This window comes from Gilliamella sp. B2923 (assembly GCF_026536565.1).
Lineage (GTDB): Bacteria > Pseudomonadota > Gammaproteobacteria > Enterobacterales > Orbaceae > Gilliamella.
Map to the genome: position 1 here is coordinate 188440 of NZ_JAFNNZ010000004.1, position 21565 is coordinate 210004.

Consider the following 21565-nt stretch of genomic DNA (forward strand, 5'->3'; position numbering starts at 1 on the left):
ATTTTTCTAATTATTCGATTAAATGGGCTTATTATACCAATGTTTCATTAAGATGTATGAATTTAAATTTATAATGAATGACAAATCAGCTGTAATGATCATCCATTAATTGATAATAATTCTTATTTCATTAATTTATTTTAAGTTAATGGCAATTTTTATGGTTTTTTAAGTTTAATTATTGTAACGATAGTATTATCATAACCCTATCCCAATAAGAAATAAGGGAACCAAATGAGCAAGTCAGAACATAAGATAACACGTCGTGATTTTTTACAAAAATCAATCGCTATTGGTAGCGTGGCTGCACTAACTAATACGATTCAATCGCCTTTCGCTTATGCCGAACCAAAGTTGGATGATAACAGTAACACGCCTAATCCCACCAATAAAGAAAAAATTTTTTACAGTGCCTGTTTAGTCAATTGTGGTAGTCGCTGCCCACTAAAAGTTCATGTTAAAAACGATATTATTACTAAAATCTCATCCGAAGACGGTATTAATGACCCTATCTTCGGTCAACATCAAATTCGCCCATGTTTGCGGGGGCGAGCGGTACGCTGGCGAACTTACGATCCGGAGCGTTTAAAATACCCTATGGTGCGAATAGGTAAGCGTGGTGAAGGTAAATTTAAACGTATTAGCTGGGATGAAGCAATAAATTTATTGGCGGATAAACTTAAATACACCATTAATCGTTATGGCAATGAAGCTATTTATTGTCAATATGGAACAGGTACCACCGGCGCAAATATCGCCGGACGCAGTGCTTGTAGACGGTTTTTAAGTACTATCGGTGGTTATCTAAATTATCATGGCGATTACTCAAGTGGACAGATAACTGCGATTAAGCCTTATATTTATGGCAATGCTAAAGAGTCACTTATCGATCAAATTAAACATTCAGATTTGGTTGTTATGTTTGGACATAATGTTGCAGAAACGCGAATGTCAGGCGGTGGGCAAGTAACGGAACTGTTTCATGCTTTAGCGCAAAGTAAAGCCAGAGTGATTATTATCGATCCTCGGCGTAGCGAAAGTGTAGTTGGCTATAATGCCGAGTGGATCCCAATTATACCCGGTACCGATGCGGCGTTAGTTGCCGCAATTGGCTATGCTTTACTGGAAGAAGATAAAATTGATGAGGAAATGCTTAATCAATATTGTGTGGGTTGGAATGCTGATTCATTGCCGGATAGCGCACCCCCTTTTAGTGATTATAAATCTTATATTTTAGGTTTAGGTGATGATAGAACACCGAAAACGCCGGAGTGGGCAGCAAAAAAAACCGGTATCCCCGCTAAACAAATTCGTAAACTTGCCTTGGATATTGTTAACGCTAAAGCAGCATGGATTTCGCAAGGCTGGGGAGCACAACGTTGGCAAAATGGTGAGCATACTACAAGAGCAATTATGATATTGCCTATTATCACTGGTCAATTTGGTAAACCGGGCACCAATATTGGTACTTGGGGCGGAAGCGTGACTTATCCGGTTCCGGGTCTGAATTTATTAAATCCGATTAAAACCAGTATTCCATTTTTTTTATGGACTAAAGCGATCGAATCACCGCAGAGCATGACCGCGAAGAATGCTTATATACTCGGTAAAGATAAATTGGATGTCGGTATCAAGTTTATCTGGAGTTATGCCAGTAATGTAATTGGTAACCAGCATGCCGATCTCAATCGAACGCACCAAATTTTACAAGATGAATCTCAATGCGAATTTATCTTAGTGTGGGATACTCATATGACTGCATCAGCACGCTATGCCGATCTGTTATTACCGGATGTGTCATCAGTGGAAAGTAACGATTTAATTAATAATTCTTATGCATCCGGTGCTTACCATTATGTTATTCGTATGCAACGGGCTATTAAGCCGCTTTGGGAAAATCGATCGTCTTATGATGTGTTAACTGAGTTATCAGAAAAAATGGGCGTTAAAGATAAATTTACTGAAGGGCGAACGCAAGATGAGTGGATAGCGTATAGCTATGAAAGAATGCGCAAGCAAAATCCTGATTTACCGCCTTTTGCTGACACTGACGGTAAGGGTATTGTCGATCGTAAATTAGCGGATAGTGATGCACAAATTGCCTTAAAAGCATTCCGGGATGATCCGATTAATCAGCCATTAAATACCCCGTCTGGCAAAATTGAAATTTATTCAGAAGCGCTGGCAAAAATAGCGAGTGAATGGGAGATTGAGCCGGACGATAAACTCTACCCAATTCCTGCTTATTTGCCTGCTATTGAAGGGAGTGAGGATCAACAAAAACGCGATAAATATCCGCTGCAAATGATTGGATTTCATATTAAAGGGCATTGTCACTCCTCTTATAGTAATCTTCCCCAACTACGAGAAGCTGTTGCCAGTAGTGTTTGGATTAATCCAATTGATGCTGAGCAAAGACAAATTAAGCATGGGCAATTAGTTGAAGTATTTAATGATCGTGGTCGGCTTTATATTCCGGCTAAAGTCACGCCTCGTATATTACCGGGCGTGATCGCTATACCTCAAGGGCTATGGGCAAAAACTAATGCTGCTGGTGTGGATATTGGTGGTTGTATTAATCGTTTAACCTCATTGCGCCCGTCAGTGTTAGCGAAGTCAAATTCGCAGCATACTAATTTGGTTGAAATCAAACCATTATCAACTATGCCAGCGGCATCATAATTAAAAAGGGAGATGATTAAAATGCAATATGGATTCTTTATTGATTCTTCCAAATGTACCGGGTGTAAAACCTGTCAGTTGAGCTGTAAAGACGAAAAAGATAATGCGCTGGGCGTGCATTTTCGCCGAGTTTATGAGTACGGTGGTGGATCGTGGCAACAAGTGGACGGGATTTGGCAAAATGATACTTTTACTTACTATTTGTCAATCTCATGTAATCATTGTGAGCAACCAACTTGCGTGCAAGGTTGTCCAACTGGTGCGATGCATAAACGCCAACAAGATGGCTTAGTGGTTGTTAATCAAGATGTGTGTATTGGTTGCCGCTATTGTGAAATGCGTTGTCCATATGGTGCGCCACAGTTTGATCATCAAAAGCGGGTTATGTCAAAATGCGATGGTTGTTATGAGCGTGTAGCCGAAGGCTTAAAGCCTGTGTGCGTCGAATCTTGCCCACAGCGTGCTTTAGACTTTGACGAGATAGAGAAATTACGTGAGCGTCATGGTGATGAACGTAATATTGCCCCTTTGCCTAATGCAGAGTTGACTAAACCGAATATTGTTATCAAACCACATGCTTTGGCTAAAAGCTCAGGCGATACACAAGGAAAAGTGCTCAATCCGGAGGAGGTATAATATGCATGAATTACCATTGGTTTTTTTTACGGTATTTGGGCAATTATCTGCCGGAATGGTGCTGTTAAGCAGCTTATCTTGCTTAATGAATTGTTCACAAGCTAATCCCATTATTCGTCAAAAAATTAATCTGTTAGCACTGGTTTTTATGGCTATTGGTATGCTGCTTGCCTCATTCCATTTAGGGCATCCTTTGCGGGCGTTAAATGTGATCTATGGGATTGGACGTTCGCCGATGAGTAATGAGATTTTCACTTTTGGCGTGGTATTTGGTGTTACATTCGCCTCAGTATTAATCCACTACTTTTCTCTCAATCCGGATAGCCAAAAACTGAAATTGATTAAACCGCTTTGTTTAAAGATTAATCGCTTTCCCTATATCAACCAGCTGATAGCCATCACCTTAATCCTACTGAGTTTAGTTTTTGTGTGGACGATTGTTCTAACTTACATGCTACCCACAGTGAAAACATGGGATACCAACTATACCGCAATTCAAATGTATACAGCGATGCTGGCGTTGGGTGGAATTGCTAGCGCAATGCTTGGGTTATATCGTTTAGGTAACGCAGCTTTTCTCATTGGTAGTGTATTGATTATATTATTAAAAATTCCCTATTATAATTTAATGACGACCATAAGCCCGGAGCTGGCTTGTGCGCAAGCAAGTTGGATGATTGCCGAGTGCATGTTAATCATAGTGGCACTACTATTGGTTGCTTTTAACATTTACCGTTCCAAACATAATACAATAAGTTATCTTACTGCCTTTGCTTGCGTGTTTATTGCTGAAGTTTGCGGCCGTATTGCCTTTTATAATTTATGGATGATACCGCTATAATTAACAATATAACTGACCGACAACAAGTAACGTCAATGAATAAAGAGAAAAGATTCGATAATCTCACTTGTGCGACCCTGGCAAAAGTACTGGGTGCTTTTTTCTATTATCCACCTAATAGCCAAACCGTTGAGTCGCTGCGTGAGGCTTTATTGCATATTGACCAACTGGCGGATTGGCAAAATCCAGAACTTATTAGCCAGCAATGCCAAATATTGGCAACCCAAATCAGCCATGTCGATCTGGATTATCAATTCTCGTTATTGTTTGAAGGGCAAGGCAAAATGCCCGCCCCACCTTGGGGGTCAGTCTATTTGGATCAAGAAAAACTATTAATGGGGGAATCGCAAGAGCGCTATCGTCAATTTTTACAGCAGCATGGTTTAACGCTTAATACCGGTATGAATGAGCCGGAAGATCAGTTTGGTTTAATGCTAATCGCTTATGCGATATTGCTGGAAAAGCAAAAAACGCAAGCAGCGAATCAACTGATAGATGAACACTTAGTGACTTGGTCATCAGCTTATCTGGATCAATTAAAACATAATCAAGTTAGCCAATTTTATCGGGCGTTAGCCGTGGTGGCAGAGCAGTATTTACTTTTGTTGTAACGCTTTATTACCACAATTAATCGCTTTAGTGAGATTAACCGTTTTGGATGTGACACGTATTAGGTAAATTGATTTGATTGCTTACACATCCAGCAGCGCCAAATAGAAACGGTATTTATCCGCATTGCAGCTTTAACAAGATCAGGTATAATCCGCCCATAATAATTGAGGACAGATATACGTTATGTTAGCTTATATACAACTGATGCGATTAGATAAACCTATCGGCATTTTACTGCTACTTTGGCCGACTTTGTCGGCAATATGGCTTGCTGATCCTCATCCTTCGGTTGGGCTTGTCGTTATTTTTGTGCTAGGTGTCATTGTTATGCGATCAGCCGGTTGTGTGATAAATGATTATGCGGATCGCCATTTCGATGCGCATGTCGAGCGAACACAAGATCGTCCATTGGCACGTGGTGCCCTGACAGCCAAAAACGCTTTATATACTCTTTTGATATTGTTGTTAATTGCGGCCGGTCTATTGATCACATTAAATCGGCTGTCATGGCTTATTGCCGGCTTTGCTTTGTTAACCGCCATGATCTATCCATTTATGAAACGTTATACTCACTTTCCGCAAATTATTCTGGCAATTGCATTTAGCTGGAGTATTCCAATGGTTTATGCGGCAACTATTGCTGAGTTTCCGTTAACTTGCTGGCTACTATGTTTAGCAAATATTTGTTGGACTATTGCTTATGATACTGAGTATGCCATGGTCGATCGAAGCGATGATATGAAAATAGGCATTAAATCAACCGCTATTTTATTTGGTCATTATGATACCTTAATCATTGGTTTATTACAGATAGTTGCGGTTTCTTGCATGGTGATACTTGGTTTAACAAACGATTTTAATTCAGTCTATTTTACCATTTTATTGATTGCTTCATTGCTATTTATCTATCAACAATGGTTAATTAAAGACCGTGATAGAGCGAAATGCTTTAAAGCCTTTATGAATAATAATTATGTTGGATTTTTTGTGTATTTGGCAATATTGATAAAGTAAATTTGGAATATGCCTAGTCATCAAAAGCCAGCTAATTTTAAAAATCTTGTTAGTTAAATGATAAACAAATCTACTTGTTACTTTTCTAGCCTAATCTGCTTTAACCGATTGATATAAAATGGCGCTTTGCTGAAAAATCATCGTTTTTATACTCAAACGTATACATTTTCTGAAACTTTTTGACAAAGCTGTGGCGCTTACCCAATTTCTTATTCTCCTATTTGCTTGAGTGATGACTGTACGCTAATCGCCCGTCATGGCTGAGGCAGTTTGCCTAAGGCGATGGCCTTAAGTGATATGTCACAGAGATTCACTATTAGCGATAAGTCACCGGTGTGCGACGAAGAAGTCCGCATTGGTATATATGACAACAACAGGGAAAGCATCAAAACTTCTCCACATCCCAATCTGGTTTGCCTACTGTAACAACTCCAGAATGAGTAATAAGCTAAGCCATGAAACTGTGTAAATAAGCCAGAAAAACAGCGCTTAAAAAGGCCCAAAAAATCAGTAACTATATGGAAATATTCAATGATTTTGCTTTTCTTGTTTACCTTTCTTAACAAATTTTTCAGCTAAAAAGTTCGGTAATTTTTTTAAAACATTATATCATTAAAATTGTAACGGTTTAGCTGTAATAAAAGCAGGCTGTTATATAAAAAGGAATAAAAACAATAAATTACACGAATATAGGGATTGCTATGCAATATCATAATGAAAACTCGAAGACGCCTTTCTTAAGTTCTCTTAATCGTCGCCTTAATCAGAACAATAACTTAAGCTTAAATTCACCGACAAATTTTAACTCAAATAACGCTAATAAGCCGCATTTTTTCAAAAAAACATTAACATGCCTATTAATGTTACCTTTAATGTATGCATTTAATGCACAGGCATTAACATCAAACACCACAGCTCAAGCAATCAATGGTTCAGCACCTTATTTAACTTTTGATAATGGTCAAACTAAGAGTGATAACACCGGAGCGTTATTATGGTTGCGTTTTAATGATGGTAACCAAGAAGTCAAATATGATGCTCCTCCTAAGAATGGTGATAATCCCGTGGTTATAGATATTCCAGCGACAGTGAACACCTTTGAAGATATTCAAACAGTCGTGCCAGCTAATACCCCTAGTATTGATAATGTTCAATCAATTGATTTTAGCACAATACTACAAGATCCGAATAATTATGCCAGAGATGATGACGGTGATGTGGTTGTTTCAGCAACGGGTAAAATAGAGATGACTATTTTAGACTCGACAGAGCAGAAGGTTAAACGGACAGATGCTATTGATACCTGTTTGGCACCTTATACTATCAATCTGAAAATAGATGACAGTGAGATTAAAACACAATATGGTATACCTGATTCGACAACCTATAGTAAGCTTGAAGATAACTATTACTTAGGTGTTGATTCTAATACTATTTATACTTGCTTTGTACAACCACTAACAATTTTCTTTGATAACAAATCGGGAGTGTCTGGGCAGTGGGATGACGATAAAGAAGTATTTTACATGCAAAACTTCAATCAACCTGAGTCAAACTTCCCGACAACGGGGTCGGATGGCCTTTACTTCAAGTTAATTGTTGCCGGACTTAAAAATTATAAACAACTTAGTTATACAAAAGATCCAAGCAATTCAAATGTTGATATATCGTTTGGAGAGACGAAAAAGAAGATTCCGACAGTAATATTAAAGGGACCAACCTCTAATTCTGCACCATCGAAGCTTCGTTTTGTTCCAACAACATTTACCATTTATGCTGACACAGCAAAAACCAAGCCTATTTATAGCTTTAAATTACAACATTGGTTTATTCCTCACACGGATATACATGGCGCTTCGTATATAGAAAATAATTATGATAATGCAGTAAATTATTGTTCCACTTTATCGGGTTATCGAATGCCAAATGTATCTGATCTGACTAATGCTAATGGTTGGGGAATAAATGGTCATCCAAATGCCTCTTCGGCCTCATTAAGGCAAATAAACGGAGGATTGATTTCAGAATGGGGCGGCGGGCTTAGAAAATACACTGAACAATGGGATCTATTTTCCATTTGGACTAGTACTCCGAGCATTTTGCCGGGACAATATTATACTGTAGCTTCGAATAATGGTGCTATTTTTCACACTAAAATGGAATTTACTCAAACCGCCTGTGTAATGCCTTAATCGTCATTAAATATAATCGCATTAAAGTGTGATTGAGGTAAAAACAAAACTATAACTGGGGCTCAATATTGAGCCCTTAATTATATAATTATTAATCTAATATTCTTCTTTAACCTGCTTTAAAAAGCTTTTTCTACAATTATCCAGAGTTGGTTGATATGCAATGGTTAGATGAGCTGCTTTTTTCAGATATTAATTTCAACCTTGTTCAGCTAATGTTGCTTGCACAATCCGTAGGGCATCAAATGTCTGTTTAACATCATGTACCCGTATAATGTGTGCCCCTTTCATCGCCGCAATGACAGCGCAAGATACACTACCAAGCATTCGTTCTTGCGGCGGAACATTTAATACTTGCCCAATCATAGATTTACGAGACATACCAACTAATAGCGGTAAATTGAAATGATGAAATTTTTCCAAAGTTGCCAGTAATCGGTAGTTGTGTGATAGTGTTTTACCAAAGCCAAAACCTGGATCGAGTATGATTTTTTCACGATTTATACCGGCTTTAATGCAGCGATTAATATGTTGGTCAAAAAAAGTGTCTACTTCTTGATAGATATCTTGATTGTAGTGTGGCGCATTTTGCATGGTTTGAGGATCGCCTTGCATATGCATAATACAAACAGGCAGTCCGGTTTTTGCGGCAGCGGACATCGCACCGGGCTCGGTTAGTGCTCGAATATCGTTAATCAAGTGAGCACCGGCTTTCGCCGATTCAGTCATTACCTCAGGTTTAGAGGTATCTACCGAAATCCATACATCAAAATAACGGGCAATTTTTTCAACTAAAGGTATTACCCGTTCTAACTCCTCTTCAACCGATACTTCAGCTGCGCCAGGTCGAGTTGATTCTCCTCCGACATCAATAAATGTGGCACCGGCTTGAATCATACTATCAACTCGACGCATTGCATCATCGAGGTTGTTGTATTTACCGCCGTCGGAAAATGAATCTGGCGTCATGTTCACAATGCCCATAACTTGTGGAAAAGAGAGATCCATAACTTGATTTTGAAAATGAATTTCCATAAGGGTAGTCCTATTTGATAAACAGTTTTTAAATGAATGCATTAGCTATTTAGTTACGGTTAAATTTTAGCTTAGCCGTAAAGGTTATATTTACCACTGAGTCTAATTATGATGAGATTATATCTTCATTTTGTCGATAAAAAACGCGCCGAAGCGCGTTATTTGTTTATATCATTTTAATCGTCTGATTGAGGCGGAATATCTGTTCCCTCATTTGGAATCTCTTGTGCTGCTTTTTCGTCACTCTCTGTCCAGTCATCCGGTGCATTGATAGGTCGACGTGCAATTAAGTCCGCCACTTGATTTGCACCAATGGTTTCATATTTCATTAGCGCATCTTTCATTGCATGAAGCACATCCATATTTTCCGTCAAAATTTTACGTGCTCGTTCAAAATTGCGGTCAATAATCGCTTTAACTTCTTCATCGATAATGCGAGCAGTTTCATCTGAGATATCTTTAGGACGGCCATAAGCTGAATTATCATCCATTTCATAAAATAGTGGTCCTAGACGTTCAGAAAAGCCCCATTGGGTAACCATAGCTCTGGCGTATTGCGTGGCAACCTTAATATCATTCGAGGCGCCGGTTGATACTTTTTCAGCACCATAGATCAGTTCTTCCGCCAGTCTTCCACCATACAGGGTCGCAATATCGCCTTCTAGTTTTTCACGGCTTTCACTCACTCTGTCACCTTCAGGTAAGAAGAAGGTGACGCCTAAAGCACGTCCGCGAGGAATGATTGTGACTTTATGAATTGGATCATGATCAGGCATTAAATAACCAACAATAGCATGACCGGCTTCATGATAAGCAGTTGATATCAATTGTTCTTGGGTCATCGTCAATGAGCGTCGTTCAGTGCCCATGTTGATTTTATCTTTAGCTTCTTCAAACTCGTCCATTGTCACTAATCGTTTGTTACGACGAGCCGCAAATAACGCCGCTTCATTGACTAAGTTTGCTAATTCAGCACCAGAGTAACCCGGTGTGCCACGTGCTAAGACTGACAAATTAACATCAGAGCCCAAAGGTACTTTACGGACATGAACAGCAAGAATCTGCTCACGACCTTTCATATCTGGTAGGCCAATTTGTACTTGGCGGTCAAAACGACCGGGGCGCAGTAATGCCGGATCTAAAATATCAACCCGGTTAGTGGCTGCAATAATGATTATTCCGCTATTCGCTTCAAAACCATCCATTTCAACTAGCATTTGGTTCAAGGTTTGTTCACGTTCGTCATGCCCGCCCATTGAACCAGCGCCTCGTTTACGACCAACGGCATCAATTTCGTCAATAAAGATGATACACGGTGAATGTTTTCGAGCTTGTTCAAATAGATCACGTACACGTGAGGCACCCACACCGACAAACATTTCAACAAAGTCAGAGCCGGAAATACTGAAAAATGGAACGTTAGCTTCACCAGCAATCGCTTTTGCCAGTAGGGTTTTACCTGTACCCGGTGGTCCAACCATTAAAATCCCTTTTGGAATACGTCCACCCAATTTTTGGTATTTACCCGGATCGCGTAAGAAATCAACCACCTCGGTAACTTCTTGTTTCGCCTCTTCGCTACCGGCGACATCGGTAAATTTTGTTTTGACTTGATCAGGGGTTAGCATTCGAGCTTTACTTTTACCGACCGACATTGGTCCGCCTTTACCACCACCTTGCATTTGACGCATAATAAAGATCCAAAAGCCAATGAGTAAAATGATAGGGAACCAAGAAACTAAAATCGCACCTAATAAGCTCGGTTTTTCATCAGCAGTACCATAGACAGGTACTTTATGACTTAATAAATCATCAATGAGTTTTTCATCAAAATAAGGGATATAAGTTACGTAATTGCTATTATCGTTTCTGGTAGCAACTATTTCTCGTCCGTTAATATGCACTTCTTTGAGCTTGCCATCGGCGATATCTGAGTTAAATTTATAATAATCGATTTGAGGGCCGCTAGATACTGAGCTGAATTGATTAAATACCGCAATCAATACTACCGCAATTATTCCCCATATCAGTAGATTCTTTACCATGTCGTTCAAAAGAAAAACCCCTCATAAAAATTAACAGTTACGACTAAAATTAACCAAGTATGGTACTACAAAATTATACAACTGGCTACTTCATACCCATAGCAACAATATAAACTTCTCTTGACCTTGCACGTGAAGCTTCCGGTTTGCGTATTTTGACCGTTTTAAAAAGTGATCTTACTGCTTTAAGATACTCTTCAAATCCTTCGCCTTGAAAGACTTTCACTATAAAATTGCCATTCGGTGCCAGAACATCTCGGCACATATCTAATGCCAGTTCAACTAAGTACATGGCTCTAGGAATGTCAACCGCCGGTTGTCCACTCATATTAGGCGCCATGTCGGACATAACCACTTGAACTTTGTCTTCTCCAACACGCTCGAGGAGCGCATTGAGCACAGCTTCATCTCGAAAGTCACCTTGCAGGAAATCTACCCCAACAATGGGATCCATTGGGAGCAAATCACAAGCGATGATCCGGCCTTTATTGCCGATAAGTGATGCGACATATTGTGACCAACCCCCAGGCGCCGCGCCTAAATCGACAACGGTAATACCGGGTTTAAATAGTTTGTCACTTTTTTGAATTTCTTCTAATTTGAACCAAGCTCGCGATCGTAGACCTTTTTTTTGTGCTTGTTGCACAAAGCGATCTTTAAAATGTTCATTAAGCCAACGCGTCGAGCTAGCTGAGCGTTTTTTGTTACTCACAGCGAATAAATCCTTAACGTAAAGAGTTCACTTCATTGATTAGTCATATATATAAGGGTAGAATAGCAAAATTACAACTTAATGTGATAAAAAATTAATGAATTTATCGAATAAACAAAAACAGTACCTAAAGGGTGAAGCTCATCACTTAAAACCAATCGTGATGATTGGTGCTAATGGGTTTACTGAAGGCGTTTTAGCTGAAATTGAAAATGCCTTGAACTTTCATGAGCTAATTAAAATTAAAGTGTCTGCTGAAGATCGCGAAACAAAAAAACTTATTTGTGATGCGATTATTCGTGAAACTAAAGCGATACCTGTTCAGCAGGTTGGCTCTATTTTTACGGTGTTTAGACCGAGTGAAGAGAAAAAAATCTCTTTACCAAAATAATCAATGAAAAACAGGGCATATTGCCCTGTTTTTTTATTGAGAGTGATTATTGATGCAAATTGACATTAAATATAGTCAACTTTAATGATATCAAACTCAACATCACCACCAGGCGTTTTAATTTGAACAGTATCGCCGTCTTCTTTACCAATTAAACCACGGGCAATTGGTGAGTTAACTGAAATTAAATTTTGTTTGTAATCGGCTTCATCATCACCAACAATACGGTAGGTTGTTTCTTCGTCAGTATCTACATTTACAACGGTGACAGTGGCACCAAAAATAATTCTTCCGGTATTTTTTACTTTGGTAATATCAATGATTTGTGCTTGCGATAATTTACTTTCAATTTCCTGAATGCGACCTTCACAAAATCCTTGTTGTTCTCTTGCGGCATGGTATTCGGCGTTTTCTTTCAAATCTCCGTGCGCTCTTGCTTCAGCTATAGCTGCTGTAATTTGAGGTCTTTTGACATTCTTCAGTTCTTCAAGTTCGGCACGTAACAATTCGGCTCCCTTTACCGTCATTGGGATTTGTTTCATCTCTGTTTTTTCCTATTTATCTATCGTAAATAAAAAAAGAATAACAATCCTTCATCTTAATCAAAAGAGAGGGCGTAATTAATTTAATTTGTTATTCTAACGTCATAATTTTGGCTTGTTATATATTAACTGGAAAATCGGTTTAACAACAGATCATTTATATCAAAATCGAGTGCTATTTTAGTTAAAATCGGTTATCGTAATGTAATATCTAATTATTTATTGTTACTATTTAGTTTTTGTTATGCGAACGATTCGATTATTACTGATTACTTTTTTAACAATTGTCTGGATTTTAATTTTGCTGGCTTACTTTGCTGTACAGACTAATTACGGCGCTAAATTTATCAGCCAACAATTATCAAAATTAAGCTCATATTCTATTTCAATCGGTAAAGTTAATCATTCTTTAGCTAACTTTTATGAAATATCTGTTGAAGATCTGACGATCAAAGATGAAAATCAACATGTTACTAAAATTGCTAAATTGATAATTGGATTTGATAAAAACGATTTGTGGCAGCTAAAGCATTTCAATTATATTGTTGTGGTCAATGGTGAGTTAGACGGTAGCAAAATTGAACAAGCTTCTATTTCAGCTAATGTCCTTAAATTGGTTGATTCGACCGTCAACGTTTCACTTAATGACGGGAAAGATTCGTTAACTTTTCGGCAAATAAATGGTGGCATTAAACCATTTAATGTATCTGATCAACAATCGTATCAATTTGAATTATCATCACAGCAAGTTTCGTTTAATCATTTTCTGGTCGATAAAGTGTTGCTTCAAGGTTTTCAACGTGAAGGTACCATTTATATTACAAATTTAGGTGGTAACATTAATGACGGATTTTTTGTCAGTAAATTAAAAATACTAGCGGATAAGAGTTTGGATGTTGAACAATTGAAACTTAATAACATTCACGTTCAATCTAAAGATAATCAATATTTTGCGCAATATTTGGATAAATTACCTAAAACGACTTTTCGTCAACTTTCCATGCTGAATAGTAGTATCCAATTGCCTGACTATACAATTGAAAAGGGCAATATTGAAACAACCAATATTATTTATGACAAGCAGTGGCAATTTAATCAAAGTGCGTTAGTTTTTAATGCCGATAATATCGTATGGAATGAGAAACCGTTTTCTTCTGTTTTGCTGCAATTAATGCTCAAAAATGAGCATGATGTAGTCATTGAAAAAGCTATCGGTATTTGGAATCAAGGGCGATTAAGTTTAAATGGAGATTGGAAAGATAATAATTTGCATATAGATAAATTATTAGTGACCGAAATTGATTTTAAGCTACCTAAGAAAATTGAACAGATTGTACTGCCTGAATCGTTAAAACAGATTGATATTGATCGATTATCGATTTTGAAAGGTGGAATAATTAATACCAATCCTGACTATCCGTTTAATTTTGTCGATTTTCAAGCCTCCGGTAGCAAATTGCGTTTGGTTGAAAATAGAAAGTTAGGGCTGTTTAATGGCCAATTATTTGTTAAAGCCAATAATGGAACAGTTAATAAAATTGGAATGATTTATCCTGATTTTTCCGTTAAATTCAATGAACAGCATCAAGCCTTATTGGCGTTTACTGCATTAGTTAATGGTGGCATGCTTGAATCGAATGCAATTGTCAATCCTTCGCTAGATAAATTAGAATCATTACATCTTAAGGCCTATGGGGTAAGTAGTATCTTTCTTGAAAAGTGGAAGTTAGTGAAACAACTTCCTAATGCTTCACATTATACTCTTGATTTACATGGCGAGATTGCTCCTTATAGCCTATCCGGTACATTTTTCGCAAATGGCAATCGTTATAACATCGAGCCTCAGCATTGATATTTCTAAAAACAACCTTATATAATTCGCTAAGATGTTCTAAGCTTTATTTTTTAACTGCGATAAAATGAGCTTGATTAGAAAAGTGAAATGAGGAAGTCATGGAAAGTGTAAGATTAGATAAGTGGCTTTGGGCTGCCAGATTTTATAAAACACGTTCACTTGCACGTGAAATGGTCGACGGTGGTAAAGTCCATTATAATGGTCAACGGACTAAGCCTAGTAAAATAGTCGAAATTGGTGCAATGTTGACACTTCGTCAAGGTTCTGACCAAAAAACAATTCAAATCTTAGCTATTAGTGAGCAGCGCAGGCCAGCGGCAGAGGCTCAATTACTCTATCAAGAAACGCAAGAAAGTATCGCAAAACGTGAAATGGTGGCGCAAGCACGTAAGCTTAATGCATTGACAATGCCGCATCCGGATAGAAGACCGGATAAAAAAGAGCGGCGTAATTTGATTCGATTCAAAAATGAAAGACAACAAGGCGACAACTATTAATATGGATACTCTAAATCGATTTTTATTTGATAATCACCCAATTCGGGGTGAAATTACCCGTCTTGAACAGACATATGAAGCTATTTTAGAAAATCATACTTATCCTGTAGCAGTACAAAATTTACTGGGTGAGTTATTGGTTGCAACCAGTTTATTAACTGCGACTTTAAAATTTGAAGGGGATATCGCTGTGCAGTTGCAAGGTGATGGCCCATTATCACTAGCGGTTGTAAATGGTAATCATCAACAGCAATTACGTGGCGTAGCACGGGTTAACGGTGATATTGCTGATAATGCAACGCTTAAAGATATGGTTGGTAATGGTTATATTGTCATTACTATTACGCCTAAAAATGGCGAGCGTTATCAAGGTATTGTTGGGCTTGAAAAAGATACCTTAATTGGTTGTATTGAAAATTATTTTATGCAATCCGAACAGTTACCTACCCGATTGTTTGTCAAAACTGGGGTATGTAATAATAAGCCAATGGCGGCCGGCATTTTATTACAGGTACTTCCGGCAAACGAAGGTACTGACGAATCTTTCGAGCACCTTTGTGCGTTAACGGAAACGATCACACGTGACGAACTATTCCAACTTTCAACTGACGAGATTTTATATCGCCTTTATAATCAAGAAGAAGTTCGACTGTTTGAAGCGCATCCTATTATTTTCAAATGTAGCTGTTCGCGCGAGCGTTGTGAAGATAGTTTAATGACGCTACCCGCTCATGAAGTTGATGAAATTTTAAAAGAAGAGGGCGGTAAAATCGATATTCATTGTGATTATTGTGGCAAACATTATCTGATTGATGCAATTGATATTGCTGAGATGAGAAGAAAACAGAATTTGAATTATCACTAATCTACATATAAAAATACCACTAAGATCGTGAAGAATTTTAGTGGTAAAGTGAAATATAGGGAATTAAACCCATATGTAATTTACCAGAATGACTTAAATTTTCAATTAATTTTATATACAATCGATAACAATTTTGTAAATCCTCTTTACAAAAGTCAGCCATTTAATTAGTTAGCTTTTTATACAACGCTTCAATCTATTATCGTTATTTGGTCAACTATCGCGTGTTGATTAATAATTCTTCCTTTGATATTAAAATGATATAAAGTCAAGCCAAACTCTTGTTCCGTTTTATCTTTGCGCTTATAAGCAGGTCTTGGGTCTTGTGATATTACTTGAGAGATTAACGTTGCCAACTGAGGATAATCTTGTTTTTGTCGCTCTAAAAATTGCTGTACAAACGGTGAAAATGTGACGGTTAATACGGTTTCGGGCACTGTCTGGGCATAGCTAGCTTTGGCTTGTGGATAACTATCACAATAAGGGATATAAGGTTTGATATCGATAATTGGTGTGCCGTCGACTAAATCAAGGCTGCCCAGTTTTAAAATGACTTGTTTTTGAACAACGATAATATCTTTTAATTCTACCGCAGAAAGACCAATATGATTAGGTCTAAATGGCGAACGAGTGGCAAATACGCCTAAAGTTTTATTACCGCCTAAGCGTGGAGGGCGCACCGTTAAGCGCCATTTTTCAGGATCGATGTGGTGGAACAGAAATAACAGCCACAAATGTGAAAACTGCTCTAATCCTTTCACACTATTAGGATCGTTATAAGGTGCTAATAAATGCAGCTCCCCTTGACCTGCGGAAACGAGATTAGGTTGCCTTGGTACAGCAAATTTTTCGCTGTAAGGTGAACGTATTATGCCAATAGGGTTAATTTGCCGATTCATTATCTTTTATGATGTATTGAGCCATTTGAAGGTAATTATTATATCACTCGATAGATAAATTTAATTCAGATGTTTACCGCCGACATAAAGTCGGCGGAATAGTGATCAATAGCTGTTTGTGAGTGGATTATTACCAACCACGAATTGCCCCGCCATTAAAGATTTCATCAGCTTTTTTAGCAACGGCATCAGTTTGATAAGCTTTAACAAAGTTTTTTACGTTTTCATTATCTTTATCAGCTTCACGCGATACGATAATGTTCACATATGGAGACTCTTTATCTTCTACAAAAACACCATCTTTGCTTGGCGTTAAATTTGCTTGTCCGGCAAAAGCATTATTAATGATTGCCAAATCTACCTGAGCATCGTCTAAAGAGCGAGGTAGCATTGGTGCTTCAAGTTCAACAATCTTATAGTCATAAGGATTGCTGGTAATATCAAGTACAGTTGGTAATAACCCTTTTGCTTTATCAACTGTTATTAACCCTTCGTGTTGCAATAATAGTAATGCACGACCTAAGTTTGTTGGATCATTCGGAATAGCAATGGTTGACTTAGCTGGAATAAAAAAGGTTTCACCACGAGGTGATTTAACTTTTACCCCTTCGCCAGTTTCGGCAGAAGCGTCAATTGGTTTAAGTTTATGAGTATAACTTGCAATTGGATATACAAAAGAGTTACCAACAACAGCAAGTTTATATCCACGTTCTTTAATTTGCTCATCTAGATATGGTTTATGTTGGAAAGCATTAACATCAATTAAACCGTCATTTAAAGCTTGATTTGGTGTAACGTAGTCATTAAAAATAACTAACTCAACATCAATATTATAAAGATCTTTAGCCTGCTTCTTAACTACTTCTGCCACCTCCTGTTCTGGCCCTGAAATCACCCCAACTTTAAGTGAGCTTACTTTGGTTGGTTCAGCTGGTTTGTTTTCGGTTGTTGATTGTTTGTTATCACAACCTGTTAAAAAAAATGCACTCACCAAGGTGGTGACTAGTGCTAGCTGTTTAATTGACATAATTTTCTCCAAAATTAATGATGAGTTACACGTTTAACAATACTATTACCAATAAACTGAATAATAAAGACAATAATGATTAAGATAACCAAAACCGTATTCATTATAGCAGGCTTATAACCGTTGTAACCATATTGAATTGCCAGTTGTCCAAGACCGCCAGCACCGACCGCACCAGCCATCGCAATATAGCCAGTCAAGGTGATGAGTGTAATGGTCATACTATTAACAATAACCGGCAGTGATTCGGGTAATAGCACCTTATAAATTATTTGTAATGGTGTGGCGCCCATTGAACGAGCGGCTTCAATAAGTCCTTTGGGTACGTCTAGCAAGGCATTTTCAATCATACGAGCAATTAATGGTGATACGCCAATACTTAATGGCACTACTGCTGCTTGTTTCCCAATAAAAGTTCCCATTAAAAAGGTCGTAAAAGGTATTATCCAAACAATTAATATAATAAAAGGAATAGAGCGAAAAATATTGGTAATAAATGAAATAACACTATTGGCGGCATAACAATCTAAAATTTGCCCTTTACGAGTGGTATAAAGCAATATTCCTATTGGTAAGCCAATCACTGTACCCCAAAAGCCTGATAAAATGACCATATAAAGTGTCTCATCAGTGGCTTGTGCCATTTTAAATAGCATCGCTTCATTAAAGCCATTAAATGATGAGCAAAATGCGACAAAATTTGCCCAAAAGTCGGAGCCGGCTAAAAATCGAAATAATGATTCAAATGGTTTAAATGATGGAATAAAATTAAACATAGCCCAGCACCTCTACTTTGGTGTTATTTTTTTCTAAAAATTGGATTGCTGATAACGTACTATTAGGTTTGCCTTTCATTTCAGCTAGCATCAACCCGAATTTGACACCACCGGCATAATCCATTTGCGCACTGATAATGTTACTATCAATATCAAATTCTTTGGCAATTTGCGAAAGTAAAGGTAAATCAACCGACACGCCACTAAATTCTAAACGTACTAACGGATTGAGTCCTTCTTTATATTCTGGCGTAAGGCGTATTAAATAATCATTCGGTATGGTCAAATGTAATGTCGATTGAATAAATTGTCGGGCAATTTCGGTTTTAGCATGCGAAAACATTTCACCGACTGAAGATTGCTCGACTAATTCACCATTACTGATCACAGCAACTTGATCGCAAATCTGTTTTACCACATCCATTTCATGGGTAATTAATAAAATGGTTAATCCCAATTTTTGATTAATGTCTTTGAGTAATGCCAAAATCGAACGAGTAGTTTCAGGATCGAGCGCACTGGTGGCTTCATCACACAATAATACTTTAGGGTCACTAGCCAATGCTCTTGCAATAGCTACACGTTGTTTTTGTCCGCCGGATAAATTTGCCGGGTAGACATTTGCTTTTTCGGTCAAACCAACTAACGCTATTAGTTCATTGACTTTTTGTTTAATCTTCGCTTTCGGTGTCTTATTTAACTCAAGCGGAAAAGCGATATTATCAAATACCGTCCGAGAAGATAAAAGGTTAAAATGTTGAAAAATCATACTGATTTTGCGACGTACTTCAATTAGCTGTCGGTTAGATAAATCGGTGATATCTTGATTATCAAAGAAAATTCTACCACTTGTTGGTTTTTCTAATAGATTAACGCAGCGAATAAGTGTACTCTTTCCGGCGCCGGATTTACCAATAACACCATAAATCTTGCCTTGCGGAACATGGATTGTTATATTTTTTAAGGCATGAATTACCGTTTTATTCTGTTCAAATACTTTCGAAATATTTTGTAGTTTTATCATAATATATAAAGATAAAGTTTGGATAATTGAATATTAAGACGTCTAGACATCTAAGTCAATCGATAATATGCTATGCAAATTTGAGCGATATGTAAGCAAAGGAATACAAATAAATATGAAACCAGCTATTTTTTTAGATCGAGATGGTACGATTAATATCGATTACAATTATGTACATACTATTGATAAATTTCATTTTATCGATGGCGTAATTGAAGCAATGCAAGAACTCAAAAAAATGGGCTTTTTGTTAGTTATCACCACTAACCAATCAGGTATTGCAAGAAATAAATTTACTGAAGAGCAATTTCATACCTTAACAGAGTGGATGGATTGGTCATTACAAGACCGAGGTGTCGACTTAGACGGTATCTATTATTGCCCGCACGATCCTTTAGTTGATCATTGTGAATGTCGCAAACCGAGTCCGGGTATGCTCCAAACAGCGGCGAAAGAGTTAAAAATTGATATTGCTAACTCTTATATGGTGGGTGACCGAGTATCGGATTTATTGTCGGGTAAAAAGGCAGGCGTTAAAAAAACAGTTTTGGTGAAAACCGGTGATGCCATTACAGAAGAAGCGTTAGCGCAAGCTGATTGGGTAATTGATAGCTTGGCGGATCTACCCAATAAAATAAAAGCTGAATCATAATTTTCTAATAATACTAGCCTAATACGGCATTTAAAATTAATGCCGTATCATTCTCACGATAAGCCCTGATAATATTAGCCCCGAAAATAGAGCATTAATAAAGTTCACCATACTTTGACCAAAGGTATGAATAGTATTGGTGAAAAAAGAGAAAAACAACTTAAAAAAATCAAAAATACTAACCCCCAATATAGAAAGCTCATTTTATTTGTCTTATCAACCAAGATCGGTAATCTGAGAATAAAGAAGCATATTAAACTCAATCCTACCAAAATACTTCCATGTTGGAGTAATTGGTAGGTTGGAATATTTGTATTTTTTAATGATAGTGTCTGTTGTAAAAAAGGCAGGTGTTGTACAAAAAAGCCAGTCAAGTGAGTAAAACTATCCCAACCTAAATGAGACAGTGCGCCAATTAATGCAGAAGTTATGACAATAAACCAATGATGGTAGCAATATTCACTCCAATTAAAATTTAGGTAATGAGCAAATCGTTTATAAAGAAAATGAGGCAAATTGTTGATCAATTCATTACGAATAATAAAGTGAAAGATAAAAGCAATAATTAATGTTATGGGTAGATCAAAATAAAAGATGCCTAATAAAGTGTGGCTCATATCACTTTTTATTTTCATCCTAAGAAAATATTCAAAGTCAGGTGACATACTACCTATAATTAAAGTTGTCATGGAAAAAAATTTAGGCTTTTTGTAAAAAGGAAAAACAATTGCTGGATGTGCAAAAGTAAAAGGCATATAAAAAAACCAGTTAAAAAGTTAGACTGAAATAGAAAACTATAATTATATGATCACTAATAAATAAAGAAAGTTTGTAAAATTTGTATAGGATTAGTTTATTTTCACAGCGTCATGTGTAAAAAAAACACAATCGGAAATAAATTTGCAATAATCACTTGCATGATTTTTCTAAGGCTCTATAATGCGCATCCACTGACACGGCGTCAGCGAAAGCAGACGGGAAAAGTGATTAGTGAGCAAGATCAAATTTTTTAAAAAAAGATCTTGACGAATAAAAAGGTGTAGCGTAGTATACGCAGCCCTTGAGACAGCAAACTGAAGCAAGCAATTGTGAAGTTAAATTGAAGCTGTCAGCTCTTTAAAAATAAGAAACAGACAATCTGTGTGGGCACTTGCGAGACGAAAAATTAAAAGTCTACGGACTCAAAAAATTAAGTCTTGATAAGTGACACTGAAGATTCATTTGAATTATGTCAGAGACAGTTATTGAGCATCAAACTTTAAATTGAA

Annotated in this window: 20 protein-coding genes; 11 read left to right on the forward strand and 9 right to left on the reverse strand. The window is 37.3% G+C overall.

Annotation, left to right across the window (positions count from 1 at the left end):
* The first annotated feature begins 234 nt into the window (after positions 1-234).
* From J3U42_RS06745 to J3U42_RS06770, 6 genes are all read left to right on the forward strand, one after another.
* Positions 235-2682, forward strand: a complete 2448-nt coding sequence (locus tag J3U42_RS06745; protein ID WP_267336027.1) for a DMSO/selenate family reductase complex A subunit — start codon at positions 235-237, stop codon at positions 2680-2682.
* A 21-nt stretch (positions 2683-2703) separates the two neighbouring features.
* Positions 2704-3318, forward strand: coding sequence for a DMSO/selenate family reductase complex B subunit (locus J3U42_RS06750; RefSeq protein ID WP_267336028.1), 615 nt, complete (start codon positions 2704-2706; stop codon positions 3316-3318).
* 1 nt (position 3319) lies between these two features.
* Entirely contained in the window at positions 3320-4159 is an 840-nt protein-coding gene (locus tag J3U42_RS06755) for a dimethyl sulfoxide reductase anchor subunit family protein (protein ID WP_267336029.1), read from the forward strand.
* Positions 4160-4194: 35 nt separating this feature from the next.
* Positions 4195-4770: a TorD/DmsD family molecular chaperone gene (locus tag J3U42_RS06760; protein ID WP_267336030.1), complete on the forward strand. Its 576-nt coding sequence runs from the start codon at positions 4195-4197 to the stop codon at positions 4768-4770.
* A 184-nt stretch (positions 4771-4954) separates the two neighbouring features.
* Positions 4955-5785: a 4-hydroxybenzoate octaprenyltransferase gene (ubiA, locus tag J3U42_RS06765; protein WP_267336031.1), complete on the forward strand. Its 831-nt coding sequence runs from the start codon at positions 4955-4957 to the stop codon at positions 5783-5785.
* A gap of 701 nt (positions 5786-6486) precedes the next feature.
* On the forward strand, positions 6487-7977 hold the full coding sequence (locus tag J3U42_RS06770) for a hypothetical protein (protein ID WP_267336032.1): 1491 nt from the start codon (positions 6487-6489) through the stop codon (positions 7975-7977).
* A gap of 198 nt (positions 7978-8175) precedes the next feature.
* On the opposite strand, the gene folP is transcribed toward J3U42_RS06770, so the two are convergent.
* The 3 genes from folP to rlmE form a co-directional block, all read right to left on the reverse strand.
* Positions 8176-9012 (reverse strand): dihydropteroate synthase, encoded by an 837-nt coding sequence (gene folP, locus J3U42_RS06775; RefSeq protein ID WP_267336033.1) that lies wholly within the window; start codon positions 9010-9012, stop codon positions 8176-8178.
* Between the two features lie 176 nt (positions 9013-9188).
* The gene (gene ftsH / locus J3U42_RS06780; protein WP_416379771.1) at positions 9189-11066 is read right to left on the reverse strand and encodes an ATP-dependent zinc metalloprotease FtsH; all 1878 of its coding nucleotides are present in this window, start codon (positions 11064-11066) and stop codon (positions 9189-9191) included.
* A 76-nt stretch (positions 11067-11142) separates the two neighbouring features.
* Complete coding sequence (gene rlmE, locus J3U42_RS06785) at positions 11143-11769, reverse strand: 23S rRNA (uridine(2552)-2'-O)-methyltransferase RlmE (RefSeq protein ID WP_220218305.1); 627 nt, start codon at positions 11767-11769, stop codon at positions 11143-11145.
* Between the two features lie 97 nt (positions 11770-11866).
* Between rlmE and yhbY the strand changes: the two genes are divergently transcribed.
* Positions 11867-12160 carry a ribosome assembly RNA-binding protein YhbY gene (yhbY, locus tag J3U42_RS06790; RefSeq protein WP_220218304.1) on the forward strand — a complete coding sequence of 98 codons (294 nt, stop codon included), beginning with the start codon at positions 11867-11869 and terminating at the stop codon, positions 12158-12160.
* Positions 12161-12225: 65 nt separating this feature from the next.
* On the opposite strand, the gene greA is transcribed toward yhbY, so the two are convergent.
* On the reverse strand, positions 12226-12702 hold the full coding sequence (greA, locus tag J3U42_RS06795; RefSeq protein WP_220218303.1) for a transcription elongation factor GreA: 477 nt from the start codon (positions 12700-12702) through the stop codon (positions 12226-12228).
* A 244-nt stretch (positions 12703-12946) separates the two neighbouring features.
* Between greA and J3U42_RS06800 the strand changes: the two genes are divergently transcribed.
* The 3 genes from J3U42_RS06800 (at position 12947) to hslO (ending at position 15919) form a co-directional block, all read left to right on the forward strand.
* The gene (locus J3U42_RS06800) at positions 12947-14554 is read left to right on the forward strand and encodes a hypothetical protein (RefSeq protein WP_267336034.1); all 1608 of its coding nucleotides are present in this window, start codon (positions 12947-12949) and stop codon (positions 14552-14554) included.
* A 101-nt stretch (positions 14555-14655) separates the two neighbouring features.
* A complete protein-coding gene (gene hslR, locus J3U42_RS06805; protein WP_267336035.1) occupies positions 14656-15054 on the forward strand; it encodes a ribosome-associated heat shock protein Hsp15 in 399 nt (132 codons plus the stop codon).
* A gap of 1 nt (position 15055) precedes the next feature.
* Positions 15056-15919, forward strand: coding sequence for an Hsp33 family molecular chaperone HslO (gene hslO, locus J3U42_RS06810; protein ID WP_267336036.1), 864 nt, complete (start codon positions 15056-15058; stop codon positions 15917-15919).
* Positions 15920-16110: 191 nt separating this feature from the next.
* Here hslO and tsaA read toward each other — a convergent pair whose 3' ends face one another.
* The 4 genes from tsaA to metN form a co-directional block, all read right to left on the reverse strand.
* Positions 16111-16821: a tRNA (N6-threonylcarbamoyladenosine(37)-N6)-methyltransferase TrmO gene (tsaA, locus tag J3U42_RS06815; RefSeq protein WP_416380448.1), complete on the reverse strand. Its 711-nt coding sequence runs from the start codon at positions 16819-16821 to the stop codon at positions 16111-16113.
* A 127-nt stretch (positions 16822-16948) separates the two neighbouring features.
* Positions 16949-17845: a methionine ABC transporter substrate-binding lipoprotein MetQ gene (gene metQ / locus J3U42_RS06820; protein WP_220218298.1), complete on the reverse strand. Its 897-nt coding sequence runs from the start codon at positions 17843-17845 to the stop codon at positions 16949-16951.
* Between the two features lie 14 nt (positions 17846-17859).
* A complete protein-coding gene (locus tag J3U42_RS06825) occupies positions 17860-18501 on the reverse strand; it encodes a methionine ABC transporter permease (RefSeq protein WP_366518728.1) in 642 nt (213 codons plus the stop codon).
* Between the two features lie 112 nt (positions 18502-18613).
* A complete protein-coding gene (gene metN, locus J3U42_RS06830; RefSeq protein ID WP_267336038.1) occupies positions 18614-19645 on the reverse strand; it encodes a methionine ABC transporter ATP-binding protein MetN in 1032 nt (343 codons plus the stop codon).
* A gap of 115 nt (positions 19646-19760) precedes the next feature.
* Between metN and gmhB the strand changes: the two genes are divergently transcribed.
* Positions 19761-20297, forward strand: a complete 537-nt coding sequence (gmhB, locus tag J3U42_RS06835; RefSeq protein WP_267336039.1) for a D-glycero-beta-D-manno-heptose 1,7-bisphosphate 7-phosphatase — start codon at positions 19761-19763, stop codon at positions 20295-20297.
* Positions 20298-20401: 104 nt separating this feature from the next.
* Here gmhB and J3U42_RS06840 read toward each other — a convergent pair whose 3' ends face one another.
* A complete protein-coding gene (locus tag J3U42_RS06840) occupies positions 20402-21052 on the reverse strand; it encodes a DUF4184 family protein (RefSeq protein WP_267336040.1) in 651 nt (216 codons plus the stop codon).
* Positions 21053-21565: the final 513 nt, after the last annotated feature.